The 12594-nt window shown below is 60.7% G+C and carries 15 protein-coding genes; 4 read left to right on the top strand and 11 right to left on the bottom strand.

Going from position 1 to position 12594, the window contains the following annotated elements:
- Positions 1 to 32 precede the first annotated feature (32 nt).
- Entirely contained in the window at positions 33 to 218 is a 186-nt protein-coding gene (locus RMQ97_RS02905; protein ID WP_413659331.1) for a YdcH family protein, read from the top strand.
- Between the two features lie 226 nt (positions 219 to 444).
- Positions 445 to 1236 carry an SDR family NAD(P)-dependent oxidoreductase gene (locus RMQ97_RS02900; RefSeq protein ID WP_413659330.1) on the top strand — a complete coding sequence of 264 codons (792 nt, stop codon included), beginning with the start codon at positions 445 to 447 and terminating at the stop codon, positions 1234 to 1236.
- Positions 1237 to 1309: 73 nt separating this feature from the next.
- Here the strand turns inward: RMQ97_RS02900 and RMQ97_RS02895 are convergent, their stop codons facing one another.
- Both RMQ97_RS02895 and RMQ97_RS02890 read right to left on the bottom strand, forming a co-directional pair.
- A complete protein-coding gene (locus RMQ97_RS02895) occupies positions 1310 to 1990 on the bottom strand; it encodes a DUF1013 domain-containing protein (RefSeq protein ID WP_413659329.1) in 681 nt (226 codons plus the stop codon).
- A gap of 164 nt (positions 1991 to 2154) precedes the next feature.
- On the bottom strand, positions 2155 to 3144 hold the full coding sequence (locus RMQ97_RS02890) for an NAD(P)H-quinone oxidoreductase (RefSeq protein WP_413659328.1): 990 nt from the start codon (positions 3142 to 3144) through the stop codon (positions 2155 to 2157).
- A 62-nt stretch (positions 3145 to 3206) separates the two neighbouring features.
- Here RMQ97_RS02890 and RMQ97_RS02885 point away from each other — a divergent pair, with 62 nt between their 5' ends.
- A complete protein-coding gene (locus RMQ97_RS02885; protein WP_413659327.1) occupies positions 3207 to 3398 on the top strand; it encodes a DUF1192 family protein in 192 nt (63 codons plus the stop codon).
- Between the two features lie 81 nt (positions 3399 to 3479).
- Positions 3480 to 4007: a DUF1465 family protein gene (locus tag RMQ97_RS02880; RefSeq protein WP_413659326.1), complete on the top strand. Its 528-nt coding sequence runs from the start codon at positions 3480 to 3482 to the stop codon at positions 4005 to 4007.
- 132 nt (positions 4008 to 4139) lie between these two features.
- Here RMQ97_RS02880 and rpmE read toward each other — a convergent pair whose 3' ends face one another.
- The 9 genes from rpmE to RMQ97_RS02835 form a co-directional block, all read right to left on the bottom strand.
- Positions 4140 to 4358 carry a 50S ribosomal protein L31 gene (gene rpmE / locus RMQ97_RS02875; RefSeq protein WP_413659325.1) on the bottom strand — a complete coding sequence of 73 codons (219 nt, stop codon included), beginning with the start codon at positions 4356 to 4358 and terminating at the stop codon, positions 4140 to 4142.
- A gap of 156 nt (positions 4359 to 4514) precedes the next feature.
- Positions 4515 to 5525 (bottom strand): peptidoglycan -binding protein, encoded by a 1011-nt coding sequence (locus RMQ97_RS02870; protein ID WP_413659324.1) that lies wholly within the window; start codon positions 5523 to 5525, stop codon positions 4515 to 4517.
- 2 nt (positions 5526 to 5527) lie between these two features.
- Positions 5528 to 6514, bottom strand: coding sequence for a hypothetical protein (locus RMQ97_RS02865; protein WP_413659323.1), 987 nt, complete (start codon positions 6512 to 6514; stop codon positions 5528 to 5530).
- A gap of 141 nt (positions 6515 to 6655) precedes the next feature.
- A complete protein-coding gene (locus RMQ97_RS02860; RefSeq protein WP_413659322.1) occupies positions 6656 to 7447 on the bottom strand; it encodes an inositol monophosphatase family protein in 792 nt (263 codons plus the stop codon).
- A 4-nt stretch (positions 7448 to 7451) separates the two neighbouring features.
- Positions 7452 to 8018 carry an elongation factor P gene (gene efp, locus RMQ97_RS02855; RefSeq protein ID WP_413659321.1) on the bottom strand — a complete coding sequence of 189 codons (567 nt, stop codon included), beginning with the start codon at positions 8016 to 8018 and terminating at the stop codon, positions 7452 to 7454.
- Between the two features lie 119 nt (positions 8019 to 8137).
- Entirely contained in the window at positions 8138 to 9328 is a 1191-nt protein-coding gene (locus RMQ97_RS02850; protein ID WP_413659320.1) for a tetratricopeptide repeat protein, read from the bottom strand.
- 113 nt (positions 9329 to 9441) lie between these two features.
- Entirely contained in the window at positions 9442 to 10065 is a 624-nt protein-coding gene (gene thiE / locus RMQ97_RS02845; RefSeq protein WP_413659319.1) for a thiamine phosphate synthase, read from the bottom strand.
- 192 nt (positions 10066 to 10257) lie between these two features.
- The gene (locus RMQ97_RS02840; protein ID WP_413659318.1) at positions 10258 to 11295 is read right to left on the bottom strand and encodes a class I fructose-bisphosphate aldolase; all 1038 of its coding nucleotides are present in this window, start codon (positions 11293 to 11295) and stop codon (positions 10258 to 10260) included.
- Positions 11296 to 11354: 59 nt separating this feature from the next.
- Positions 11355 to 12581 carry a phosphoglycerate kinase gene (locus tag RMQ97_RS02835; RefSeq protein ID WP_413659317.1) on the bottom strand — a complete coding sequence of 409 codons (1227 nt, stop codon included), beginning with the start codon at positions 12579 to 12581 and terminating at the stop codon, positions 11355 to 11357.
- Positions 12582 to 12594 lie beyond the last annotated feature (13 nt).

Raw genomic sequence — 12594 nt, 5'->3', positions numbered from 1 at the left:
TCCATCCCCAATTCAGCAAAGGGAGATAGTCCATGACAATCGAAGCCCGCATCAGAGAGCTCGGAGCGAAACATTCGCGTCTTTCTGCAGAGATTGAGGCGGTGACCCGTCACCCCTCCGCGGACTCGCTCGAACTCTCCCAGCTCAAGAAGGAAAAACTCCATATCAAGCAGGAGATGGAGAACCTTCGACGACGAAATATCATGACCGTCAACTAGCTGCTTCACTTAGCTTTGGCGGTCACGCGTTCAACGCGACAAAATGACAGACATACAGGCCCGGGGTCGCCATTGGCGGCCCCGTAGCCTTTTCAGGGACGCGCGACAGCTCCGCGATCCCCCGGCAGTCGCGTCAAAGAAGCATTTGCACCGGGCCGGGCTTTGTGCCAAGTCGGGCGCCTTTCCATTCGCCCGCCCGGGCGTTACCAGGCCAGGAGTGCTGATCATGGGAGATCGCGTCGCCATTATTACAGGCGGAGCCAATGGCATCGGCCGCGCCTGCGCCCGTCGTCTCAGCGAGGACGGTTTTCGCGTTATCATCGCGGATATCAATGCTCAGGCCGGTGAAGCCCTTGCCGAGGAATTGGGCGGCGACAAGGACCGGGCCCGCTATGTCCAGTGTGACGTCTCGGATCGTCTCTCCGTCAACAATCTGATGGCAGAAACCCGCTCGGCCTTCGACCGGGTCGACGTGCTGGTCAACAATGCCGGAATTGTCGCCAAGGGCGATATTCTGGATCTGGAAGAGGCTGATTTCGACCGCGTTATGGGTGTGAACCTGAAAGGCTTCTTCCTGGTGGCCCGTGAAGTGTCCCGCCAGATGGTCGATCAGATCGAGGAAACGGGCGAACGTACGGATGATGCCCGCCGCCGCTACGCCATTATCAATATGTCATCGGTCAATGCCGTCATGGCGATACCCGATCAGCTGGCGTATTGCGCGACCAAGGGCGCGATCAACCAGATGACCAAGTCCATGGCCCTGTCGTTGGCCAAGTACGGCATCCGCGTCAACGCCATCGGCCCGGGCAGTATCAACACGGACGTGCTCAAGAGCGTCAATGACAATCCCGAAGCTCTAGCGCGCATCATGTCGCGCACGCCCATGGGCCGTATCGGGGATCCTGACGAGATCGCCGCTATCGCCAGCTTCCTTGCGTCTCGCGATTCCAGCTATATGACGGGCACCACCCTGTACGCCGATGGGGGGCGAATGGCGATGAATTATACCGTCTGATCCACCCTTGGATCCGATACGAAAAACGGCCGCCCACAGGGCGGCCGCTTGCATTCAGAGGTGCGGGACCGGATCAGTCTTCTGATTTGGAGCCACCGCCGAACAGGGTTTCCAGATCGATATCGCCCGTATTCGGGTTCAGATCATCCTCGTCCTGCGGCTGCACATCCTCGACCGGCTTGAGCGTATCGGACAGCATTTCCGGATTTTCCTCTTCCATCTGGCGACGACGGGCCGAGGCTTTTTGCACCTGGGCATCCAGATCGATCTGGGTACACAGTCCCAGAGACACCGGGTCGGTCGGCTTGATATTGGACGCATTCCAGTGTGTACGCTCACGCACCGCCTGGATCGTGGTCTTGGTCGTGCCGATCAGCTTGGAGATCTGTGCATCGGCCAGTTCCGGGTGATTACGCACCAGCCACGCGATCGCGTCAGGGCGGTTCTGACGACGCGACAGCGGTGTATACCGCGGACCCCGGCGTTTCGCCGGTTGATGCAGACCGGAATATTTCGGCTTCACCGGCGTCATGCGATAAGCATCATTGCCTTCAGCCGTCTCGATCTCTTCACGCGTCAGCTGACCATTGGAGATCGGATCGGCGCCCCGCACACCTGCCGCAACATCACCATCGGCGATGCCTTTGACTTCCAGCGGATGAAGGCCACAGAAATCAGCGATCTGATCAAAGGTCAGGGAGGTATTGTCAACGAGCCACACAGCCGTGGCCTTGGGCATCAGGATCTCGGTCATGGGACGTCCTCTGCAGTTCGGGCGCTTTTGACAAACGCGCAAATAAAAAGCCCGGCGCGGCGGCCAGGCTTCGGCTTCCGACACAGGGGCCGGTGGAGACTCACCTGACCCTGTGATTTGTTCGCTTTATAACCCACAGAGCGGCACCTGCAAAGCCATGCCCGTCACGGGATTAGCAGTATCTTGCCACTGTGCGCACCGGAATCGAGGCGTTCATGCGCCAAGCGCACATCGTCCAGCGCAAACCGGCTGTCGATGACGGGATGGAGCTGGCCGTCTGCGATCCATGGCCAGACCGTTGCCTCGATCAGCCCCGCGAGCCGCGCTTTTTCAGAATTAGGCCGTGCGCGCAGCGTGGACCCGGTAAGGGTGATCCGTTTGAGCATCACCCGCATCAGGTCCAGCTGAACCTGGCTGCCCTTGAGGAAGGCGATAGAGACGATCCGTGCCCCGGCCTTGGCGATCGCAATATTCTTCGCCACATAATCACCGCCCACCATGTCGAGAATGACGTCTACCCCGCCAGCTTCGGAGAAGACGGTTTGAAAATCCGCCTCACGATAATTTACCACGATGTCGGCGCCCAGGCGCTCGCAGAGACGACATTTTTCATCCGTACCCGCCGTCGCAAAAACACGTGCTCCCGCGGCCTTGGCCATTTGTATGGCGGTCGTACCGATGCCGCTTGTGCCGCCATGCACCAGAAATGTCTCACCCTGTGACAGGCCGGCCTGATCAAACACATTGGCGAACACGGTAAATACCGTTTCCGGCAGACCGGCGGCGTCCTCGATGGACAGTCCATCGGGTACGGGCAACACCGACCCGGCGGAGACATTGACCGCATCACCATAACCACCACCGGACACCAGCGCACAGACCGGATCTCCCACGGACCAGCGCGTGACGCCCTCACCGATCTCCGCGACCCGGCCGGACACTTCCAGCCCCAGCCCTTCGGGCGCACCTGGCGGGGCGGGATAAAAGCCCATGCGTTCAAACTGGTCGGGGCGATTAATGCCGCAGGCCAAGGTCTGGATGACCACTTCCCCGGCCGCAGCCCGGGGTGTCGGACGGGTCTGTATAGACAGGGCATCCGGCCCGCCTGGCGGGTCTGCTTTCACGATACGAATGGTGTCAGACAATTCAGACATGGGCGTTTGCCTCTCTTCAGTCTATGCTCTCGCGCTTGATCATGCACACGAGGGAGGGGTTCATGTTCCATGATGATGAGAGTCCGGCAAGCCGTGACGTGGTTATTCGCCCGGGCGAAGACCTTGAACCCTACTCCCTTGAAGAATTGGAGGAGCGCCGCCAGATGATGCTGGACGAGATCGCCCGGATTGATGCTGCGGCTGAAAAAAAGCGCCAGGGTCGAAGCGCAGCGGACGCCGTGTTTAAGATTTGATCAAGATTATCGGCGAGTCTGGCCCGGAGTTTGCTTTGATTCGACACCAAAGCCCGTAACGACTCGACGATTGGACGTGACATGACTGACAGCTTCCCGCCCACACTCTTCCCGGCTGGCAACGAGCCCTCTCTGCGTGCCGCCGATTTCGCCAGCTCGGAAATGTTCCAGAAGCTCTTTGCCGAAGGCATGGCGCTGGTGGAAGAGACCGCCACCTATCTCGACGGGCCGGGCCGCGACGATGCCAAATCCCTCGATCGGGCAGGCGCCCTGGCCTATGCCACGGAAAGCATGAAACTCACCACGCGCCTGATGCAGGCCGCATCCTGGTTGCTGGCACAGCGCGCCGTTGCCGAAGGTGAAATGGCCGCCGAGGAAGCCACGGATGGCAAATATCGTCTGGGCCGCGACAAGGCGACCGATGATTTGTGGCCCGAGGGTGAAGCGCGCCCGCAAGTCCTGCTCGACCTGGTGGAACGCTCACGCGCCCTCTATGCCCGACTGAAGAGGATTGATGACAGTCTCTACACCGATGAGATCGGTGAAACGACGGCCAACCCGGTTGCCGGCCATATGGCCATGCTGCACGGCGCCTTCGGGGGCCGCTGACCGCACATCCTTTCAGTCTGTCCAAAGAGCGCGCCCTGCCTGCAGGGCGCGTTTTTCGTGGGCCGTTCCCCATGCAAAAAGGGCGCGCTTTGCGAGAAGCACGCCCTTCGCAGGTCATGAACCTGAATGGGATCAGACGAAGCCGGCAAACTTGTCTTTGAAGCGAGACACGCGACCGCCGCGGTCCATCAGCTTCTGGTCGCCGCCGGTCCAGGCCGGGTGCGACGTCGGGTCGATGTCGAGGTTGATTGTATCGCCTTCCTTGCCCCAGGTGGACTTGGTTTGGAAGGTCGTACCGTCAGTCATCACAACATTGATGATGTGGTAGTCGGGATGGATATCGCTTTTCATCGATCCGGCTTTCTGTTCCGCCGCGCCACACGATCCTACAGCCGCGCACGCCGCTCATTAAACTCAGGAAGCGGGGCTTCTACCTGAAGAGTCGCGAAAGGGCAAGACAGCGAGTGAGTCGGACGCAATAGACCTAGCGGTGACACCGGCTTAGCCTCAGCGCGCGGTTAGCTTCAGCTCGATGCGACGATTGCGGGCATAGGCCTCCGCGGTCCGGCCCTCGGCAATAGGGTGATGCTCACCGAACCCCGCGGCGACCAGACGTTCAGACGGCACACCCAGATCTTCCATCAGATTGACCACGGATATCGCCCGGGCCGCTGAGAGTTCCCAGTTGGAGGCGTAGGTTGTGCGAATGGGCAATGGATCCGTATGGCCGTCGATCCGGATCACCCATTCTAGATCATCCGGTATCTCGCGCGTCAGCTGGATGATGGCATCGGCGATCGGGCGCAGGCTTTCGCGGCCCTCAGCCGACAGATCCGCAGACCCTGATGCAAACAAGACATCCGATTCAAACACAAACCGGTCGCCAACGATGCGGACACCTGTGCGATTGCCTAGAATGGCTCGTAAGCGACCAAAAAAGTCCGAACGATAGACGGCCAGTTCAGCCGCGCGCTCGGCCAGGGCCGCGTTCAGCCGCTCTCCCAGATTAATGACCTGGGCCTCGGCCTCCTCGGCGCGTTGTTCCGAGGCTTCAAGCGCCGCATTCAGTGTCGCAATCTGATCGCGCAAGACCTGGAGCTGTTGATTGAGAAGCGCCAGCGCCTGCATGGATTCAGAGGACAGCTCACGTTCGCTGTCCAACTCTGCCTGTAGAGCGGCCTGTTGCCCCTCGGCCATCGTCAGAGCTGTGTTGAGTAAGTCATTCTGGCTCTCAAGACCGGCGATCTCGGTTTCCAGGCCCGTTATACGATTGGTCAGCTCCGCATTTTCATCGCGTGCCAGGTCCAGCTCATCGGCGAGGATGGCCAATTGCGCATTGAGGGCGGCCAACTGCTCATCCCGCCCGGTCAGCGCCCGCGAGAGCGCAAACTGTCCGGCCACAAAGATGGAAAGCAGAAAAACGATGACAAGCAGGAGCGTCGCCAAGGCATCCACGAAACCCGGCCAGTGATCCCCCTGGTCGGCGTCCTCAAAACGGGAAAAGCGCGGCGCGGCCATGCTTATTCGCCTCCACGATCCCGGCTTTGCAGGGCGCGGACGAGAACCCGGATCTCATCCCGCAGCGACCGGGCCAGCTCTTCCTGGCTCTGCCGGCTATCTTCGGCAAAACGTTGCAGCGTTGTATCCAGCTGGCGGGTATGGCGTTCCAGCGTGTGGGTCAGACGATCCAGCGTATCTGCGGTCTGTTCCAGAAGCGCACCAACATAAGCCGAGGTCGAGACCTCATCCCCGTCCGAGGTTGGACCGGCCGCGGCAAGACGCGAGATGGAGGACAACCATTCCTCAATCTCGTTATAGAAACGGTTCTGGGCCCGACTGGCCTGCAGATCCAGAAAGCCGATAACAAGGGACCCGGCAAGGCCAATCAGGGATGAGGCAAAGGCCGTGCCCATGCCACCGATCGGCTCTTCAATCGCCGCCATGAGACGCAGGACATCGGCCTCACCGCCCGTGGAGGTTTCTGTCACAGCGCGGACCGCATCCCCTACTGCACCGACCACTTCAAGCAGGCCCCAGAACGTTCCCAACAGACCGAGGAAAATCAGGAGGCGACCAAAATAGCGCGTGAAAGCGCCAGCTTCAGACATGCGTGCGCCCACTGAGTCGAGTACGGTTCGGACGGATCCGGCGGACAAGCGCATACGGCCATCCGTTTCGGAAATCATGGTCGCCATCGGCGCGATAATGGCCGGCGGACGAGGAAGGGTTGCGGGGTCTTCAGACGAGCGAAACCGCATCAACCAGCGCGCGGCCGGGCCGATGCTGAGTGCCTGGACATAAGTATAGACCACGCCGACCACCAGAACGAAAAGGATCAGCCCGTTAATGGCCGCATTCGCCATGAAGGCTTCGGTCAGGGGTTCATGCAGCAAGCCTGCGAGCGCAATGACGATCGCCGTGAAGATCGCCATCCAGATGATGTAGCGCCACGGTCCGGTAAACTTAACCGCATGGCGGGTGTCTTGCGACTGATCTGCATCATACACGGACACGCACTCCCTTTCGTCCCGATCCCTCACTCTTGGATCAAGGGATTGAGACAATTTGGGGGCGAGGTCAAAGGTTGATTGCGGATTTCACCCATTTGTCGTCGGGGTGACCCAGTCGCTCCGCTGACTGTGCCGCCGTCAGGCGCCCTGGATACGGGCCTGCAATTGCTCCCGCATGGTCTCATTGCCGGCCACAACGGAACCGGTGGCGAGCATATTGTCCTTGCCGTCCAGCTCGGAGACAAACCCGCCCGCTTCACGCACAAGAACGATACCGGCCGCGATGTCCCAGGACTGGAGGCTGCGCTCCCAGAACCCGTCATAACGCCCGGCCGCGACCCAGGCGAGATCAAGCGCCGCCGAACCCATGCGGCGGATACCCGCGCAGTGCGGCATCACCTGATGCAGCTCCTTGAGGAAGGTGGCGTGCCCCTTCTTGCCGAAGAAGGGCATGCCGGTTGCGAAGACGGCCTCATCGAAATGTTTGCGACCAGCCACACGCAGGCGACGGTCGGCCAACCAGGCACCCCGGCCTTTTTCTGCGTGGAACATCTCGTCGGTTGCCGGATTATAGACGACCCCGGCGACCAGTTCCTCGTCGCGCTCAAGCGCGATCGAGACGGCAAAATGCGGCATGCCGTGCAGGAAGTTCAGCGTCCCGTCGAGCGGATCGACAATCCAGCGATGGCTCTTATCGCTGCCCTCCACAATGCCGCGCTCCTCCATAACGAAGCCATAACCCGGACGCGCCTTAGACAATTGCTCGAAAATGACCTCTTCCGCCTTGTGATCCGCCACCGAGACGAAATCCGCCGGCCCCTTCTTGGAGACCTGCAGGTGTTCGATATCGCGAAAATCACGATTGAGAGACCGCCCCGCGCGTGCGGCGGTTTCGGTCATGACGGTCAAAAGCGGAGAGAGCGTACCCATTCGATCAATCCGCCCGTTTCACGTAGGAGCCGTCTTCCGTCGCCACGACGATCCGCTCGCCCATGCCCACGAAGGGCGGCACGGATGTCCGAACGCCGTTTTCCAGCGTGGCCGGCTTGAAGGAATTGGCCTGTGTCTGACCCTTGAGCACCGGCTCGGTTTCGGTGATTTCCAGCGTGACGTGCTGCGGCAGCGCAATGCTGATCGGACGCTCCTCATGGAACTCGACCGAGACACTCATCCCGTCCTGCAGATAGGCCGCGCGGTCTTCGCCGACAAAATCCTTGGCCAGTTCGATCTGCTCATAGCTTTCAGCGTCCATGAAGGTGAGCGTATCGCCGCTATCGAACAGGAAGGTGTGATCCTTCTGCTCCAGACGCACGCGCTCGACCTTGTCGGCGGCGCGGAAACGTTCGTTCAGCTTGCGACCATCGAGCAGGTTCTTCAGCTCGACCTGCGCAAATGCGCCGCCCTTGCCCGGTTTCACGTGCTCGGTTTTCACAGCAACCCAGAGCGTGTCCTGGTGCATGAGAACATTGCCGGGCTTGATTTCATTGCCGTTGATTTTCATGGCGTCACCTTAGAAGCCGAATATGCAGACGATCTGTTTGCGGCGCGCAACAGGCCACAGAGCCGCGCTTCCCTATCAGCGCGACACCGGAACGGCAAGTGTAGCAGGCTGTTGGCGCCTCAGCGCTCGGCAGCCACGGCCTCCTGAATCTGGATTTGCGTCGCCAGGGGCAGATCGCCTTCTAGCGCCGCCTGGAACCGGTCGCGCACGGGATTTTCCAACGGCAGTCCTTCGGCATCTGTCGCTGCGCGCAGGACCCAGCCATAGGCGGCCTCAATATCGCGCTCACCCGTATCCCCGCGCGCCAGGGCGTAGGCATAGATGAACTGGGCTTCCGGATCACCGGCCAGCGACCCCAGACGCACCCAGTGGACCGCCTCGTCTATATTCTCCGGACCACCTCGTCCCTGATACAGCATCAGGCCAAGCTGACCCTGTGCCGGGGCATAGCCCGTTTCCGCGGACAGGCGCAGCCAGCGGCGGGCATTGACATCATCACTCTCTCCGCCCTGCCCCAACGCCCACATCATACCGGCCTCGAAAGCCGATTCCGGGTGGCCAAGCCCTCCAGCCTGTTCATACCAGTGGCGGGCCGACACCAGGTCCTGCTCACCGCCGCGCCCCAGATCATGCAGGCGGGCGAGCTGATACATCGCTTCCTGCGATCCCAGCTGGGCCGCGCGCTCCGTCCAGATCCGCGACTGGGCGATATCCTGGGGGACACCCGACTTTTCCAGCACATCGGCATAGGCAATCATACCAGCGACATGTCCGGCCTCTGCAGACTGACGAAACCAGGACCGGGCCGACCCCAGGCCGTGATCGGTATCGCTGTCACGTGCAATCAGTCCTAGATGATACAGGGCGACCGGGTGTTGATCCTCCGCGGCCCGCTGGAACCAGCGAACCGCCTGTGCTTCCGGTTCGGCAGCTTCTGTCCAGCCATCCAGTGCCAAAAGACCCGCCATTACAGCTGCATCATCGTGACCGGCACTCCCGGCTGTTTCGGCATAAATGCGCGCGGTTTCCCAGTCGCCGGCCGCATGAGCCAGCTGGGCCCGTGTATAGGCATCCTCAACCGGGTTGGCATCGCTCGGCAGGACGTCGCCATCATCTCCCTCGGCGGCGCCTTCCTGCTGGGCCTCGGTCTGGGCGGCATCCTGCACGTCAGCCGGAAGCAGGATCAGCTCACCGGGAAACACCAGGGGTTCTTCCGCGGGCAGCGCATCATCATCCTGCCGGGCATGGGCAGGCGTTATTGCAAAGGCGGTCAAACAGGTGAGGACAAGAACAGATCGAAACATAATCATGCGCTCAAAGAGCGATCAAATCGCCGGATGGTCAAGCTTTCAACGCCTTGTCTGAGCGAAATGTAACCCGGTGGCCTGGCTTGCACAGGCCATTCCAGCGTTCAGCTCACTTATCAGCCCTGCTCATCAAGTAGACCCGCAAAGGCCTTCACGCCTGCGGCGGCTCCATCGGGATGGTTCCAGACACCGCCACTTACGGCGAGGAAATCAGCCCCGGCGTCAATGAGGGGGCGGGCATTCTCCGCCGTGATTCCGCCAATCGCGACACAGGGCAGTTCGAATAACTCCACCCACCAGCGCAGGATGTCAGGCTCGGCCCGGCTTGGGGCCTCTTTGGTCTGCGTCGGGTAGAACGCGCCAAACGCGACATAATCTGCGCCTGCCTCCCCGGCGACCATGGCGAGATGGCGGCTGTAATGGCAGGTCACACCCACAGTTCGGCCCGCGCCCATGATCGCACGAGCGGCTTTCACCGAACCATCATCCTGACCAATGTGAACGCCATCGCAGCCTAGCTCATCAGCCAGTTCCGCACTGTCATTGAGGATCACCGCCACGCCGCGCGCCTGGGCACACGCGATCAGGGCCGGTGCCAGCGTCCGGATTTCGTCCACCGTGTGATCCTTCAATCGGATCTGCAGGGCGGAGACCGGCCCGGCATCGAGAGCTGCAGCCAGTGTGTCGACAAACTCCGCCTCGATGTGCGGCGGGGTGATCAGATAGAGTTCAGCGGTCATGAGGGCTCTGTGCCATGATTGGGGGGCAGAGCGCCAGACGCTTTTCACGCTGTCTTGCAAGGCCGGGACCTGGTCCGGCAGAGCGGGTTGTGTCAAGACCAAAGTCGGTCAGCGCGCACGTGAACAGCAAGCGCGCATGAAAAAGGCCCGTCGCACGCGACGGGCCTGATCCAGTCAGAAAAGGAAAGGCGCTTAGGCCATTTCTTTTTCCATATTCTCTTCATATTCACCCAGAGCGGCCAGGCCGTTCATGCGAGCACGATGATTGAACGCAGCCTGGGCTGCTTCATAATTGTCTTTCTTGCCAGCCCAGGTTTTGAGCGGTGCAGCCTGCAGGGCGCGACCATAGGAGAAGGTCAGCGGCCACGGGGTGTCATAACCGGAATTCATGGCCTGCAAGTGAGCCGTGGCTTCTTCGTCAGACTGTCCACCGGACAGGAAGGCGATGCCCGGAACAGCAACCGGCACGCAATTGGCCAGGCACTCAACAGTCATGTCCGCAACTTCTTCCACGCCCGCGCGGCTTTCAGCCTTGGTACCGGAGATGATCATGTTCGGCTTGAGGATCGTGCCCTCCAGGACAACACCCTGGTCGAACAATTCGCGATAGAGCGATTTCAGCGTGAACTCGGTCACTTCATAGCAGCGCTCGATCGAGTGATCGCCATCCATGATGACTTCCGGCTCGACGATGGGAACAATGGAGGCTTCCTGGCACAGCGCGGCATAACGGGCCAGCGCGTGCACATTGGTAGCAATGCAATACTGGCTCGGCATGCTGTCATCGCCGTCCTTGCCGATATTGATCACGGCACGCCATTTCGCGAAACGGGCGCCGATCTCGAAATACTCGGACAGGCGGTCACGCAGACCGTCGAGACCTTCAGTGATCGTCTCACCCTCGGAACCGGCCAGCGGCTTGGCACCGGTGTCGACCTTGATGCCCGGAACAGCGCCGGCATCGGTGATCAGCTTGACCAGCGGTGTACCGTCGGCCGCGTTCTGACGCAGCGTCTCGTCATACATGATGACGCCGGAGATGTGGTCGGTCATGGCCGGCGCGGTGCGCAGCAGCATCTCACGCCAGTCGCGACGGCTGTCCGGCGTGGATTCCAGAGAGATGGAGTCGAAACGCTTGGTAATCGTACCCGTTGACTCATCGGCCGCCAGAATGCCCTTGCCCGGTGCGACCATGGCTTCGGCGGTTTCACAAAGAAGATCGAGATCCATTGCTTTCATCCCCAGCTGGATGCCCGCGAGCGGGCGTTGCGAACGGTGACGCCCATGCGTCACGCAACCGGCGTTTCGCTATCAGTCTGCGCCGTCTCGCGCAAGGCCTCCACGCCCGGAAGTGACTTGCCTTCCATCCATTCGAGGAAAGCCCCGCCCGCGGTGGAGATAAAGCTGAATTCCTGGGCACATCCTGCCTGATTCAGGGCAGCCACGGTGTCCCCTCCGCCAGCGACGGCAATCAGGCTGCCGTCAGCAACGCGATCAGCGGCCGCCCGTGCCGCACTAACCGTTGATTTATCAAAGGGTTCGATCTCGAAAGCGCCCAACGGGCCATTCCAGATCAAGGTTTTGGCGCCGTCCATGGCCTGCGTCAGGTCAACGACAGTTTGCGGCCCACAATCGAGAATCATCTCGTCATCTGCCACATCATGTGACAGAGCGACGCGAGTTTCAGGATTCGGCTTAAATTCCTTCGCAAGCGTAACATCTGACGGAAGCACCAGCTTGCACCCTGATTTTTCCGCTGCCACCAGAATCAATTTCGCCGTGTCGACCAGGTCTTTCTCACACAGGCTGGTGCCCACATCGACACCCTGTGCGAAGAGGAGGGTATTGGCCATGCCGCCTCCGACGAAGAGAATATCGACCTTCTTCACCAGGTTTTCCAGAAGATCGATCTTGGTCGAGACCTTTGCACCTCCGACCAGCGCGATCACCGGGCGTTCGGGATCCTCCAGCGCCGCGACCAGGTGGTCGATCTCGCGCTGCATCGCCAGACCGGCATAGGCAGGCAGGAGCTGAGCAACACCTTCGGTCGAGGCATGGGCCCGGTGAGCAGCCGAAAAGGCGTCATTGACGTAAAGATCGCCCAGATCCGCCAGAGCCCGGGCAAAGGCTGGGTCATTCTGTTCTTCCCCCGCCTCATAGCGGGTGTTCTGCAGCAGCAGGACATCGCTGTCTTGCATGCCCGCGACCGCCGATGCGGCATCATCCCCGGCAATATCATCGACAAAACCGAGCTCGACGCCCATCAAATCCGCAAGCGGCTGACAGACCGGTTCCAGCGACATCTCCGGGACACGCTGCCCCTTTGGTCGACCGAAATGGGCCAGGAGAATGACTTTCGCACCGCGCTCGACCAGGTGGTCAATTGTCGGCAGGGCCGCTTCAAGACGCGTGGTGTCTGTCACCTCGCCGTCTTTCATGGGCACATTGAAGTCGACACGCACGAGAACGCGCTTGCCCGCGACCTCCGCGTCCTGGATACGGCGAAAATCAGTCATCTCCTGCCCCCTG

It is taken from the genome of Maricaulis sp. D1M11 (assembly GCF_047308265.1).
Classification (GTDB): Bacteria; Pseudomonadota; Alphaproteobacteria; order Caulobacterales; family Maricaulaceae; genus Maricaulis.
This window is presented reverse-complemented; position numbering and strand designations above follow the sequence as displayed.

Excerpts from the sequence above, each read along its gene's own strand:
- RMQ97_RS02900 (WP_413659330.1), top strand. The coding sequence starts at position 445 with ATGGGAGATCGCGTCGCCATTATTACAGGCGGAGCCAATGGCATCGGC.
- RMQ97_RS02905 (WP_413659331.1), top strand. The coding sequence starts at position 33 with ATGACAATCGAAGCCCGCATCAGAGAGCTCGGAGCGAAACATTCGCGT.
- RMQ97_RS02890 (WP_413659328.1), bottom strand. The coding sequence starts at position 3,144 with ATGTCTGAATTGTCTGACACCATTCGTATCGTGAAAGCAGACCCGCCA.
- RMQ97_RS02860 (WP_413659322.1), bottom strand. The coding sequence starts at position 7,447 with ATGGGTACGCTCTCTCCGCTTTTGACCGTCATGACCGAAACCGCCGCA.
- RMQ97_RS02840 (WP_413659318.1), bottom strand. The coding sequence starts at position 11,295 with ATGGATCTCGATCTTCTTTGTGAAACCGCCGAAGCCATGGTCGCACCG.
- efp (WP_413659321.1), bottom strand. The coding sequence starts at position 8,018 with ATGAAAATCAACGGCAATGAAATCAAGCCCGGCAATGTTCTCATGCAC.
- rpmE (WP_413659325.1), bottom strand. The coding sequence starts at position 4,358 with ATGAAAAGCGATATCCATCCCGACTACCACATCATCAATGTTGTGATG.
- RMQ97_RS02880 (WP_413659326.1), top strand. The coding sequence starts at position 3,480 with ATGACTGACAGCTTCCCGCCCACACTCTTCCCGGCTGGCAACGAGCCC.
- RMQ97_RS02870 (WP_413659324.1), bottom strand. The coding sequence starts at position 5,525 with ATGGCCGCGCCGCGCTTTTCCCGTTTTGAGGACGCCGACCAGGGGGAT.
- RMQ97_RS02835 (WP_413659317.1), bottom strand. The coding sequence starts at position 12,581 with ATGACTGATTTTCGCCGTATCCAGGACGCGGAGGTCGCGGGCAAGCGC.
- thiE (WP_413659319.1), bottom strand. The coding sequence starts at position 10,065 with ATGACCGCTGAACTCTATCTGATCACCCCGCCGCACATCGAGGCGGAG.
- RMQ97_RS02885 (WP_413659327.1), top strand. The coding sequence starts at position 3,207 with ATGTTCCATGATGATGAGAGTCCGGCAAGCCGTGACGTGGTTATTCGC.
- RMQ97_RS02895 (WP_413659329.1), bottom strand. The coding sequence starts at position 1,990 with ATGACCGAGATCCTGATGCCCAAGGCCACGGCTGTGTGGCTCGTTGAC.
- RMQ97_RS02850 (WP_413659320.1), bottom strand. The coding sequence starts at position 9,328 with ATGATTATGTTTCGATCTGTTCTTGTCCTCACCTGTTTGACCGCCTTT.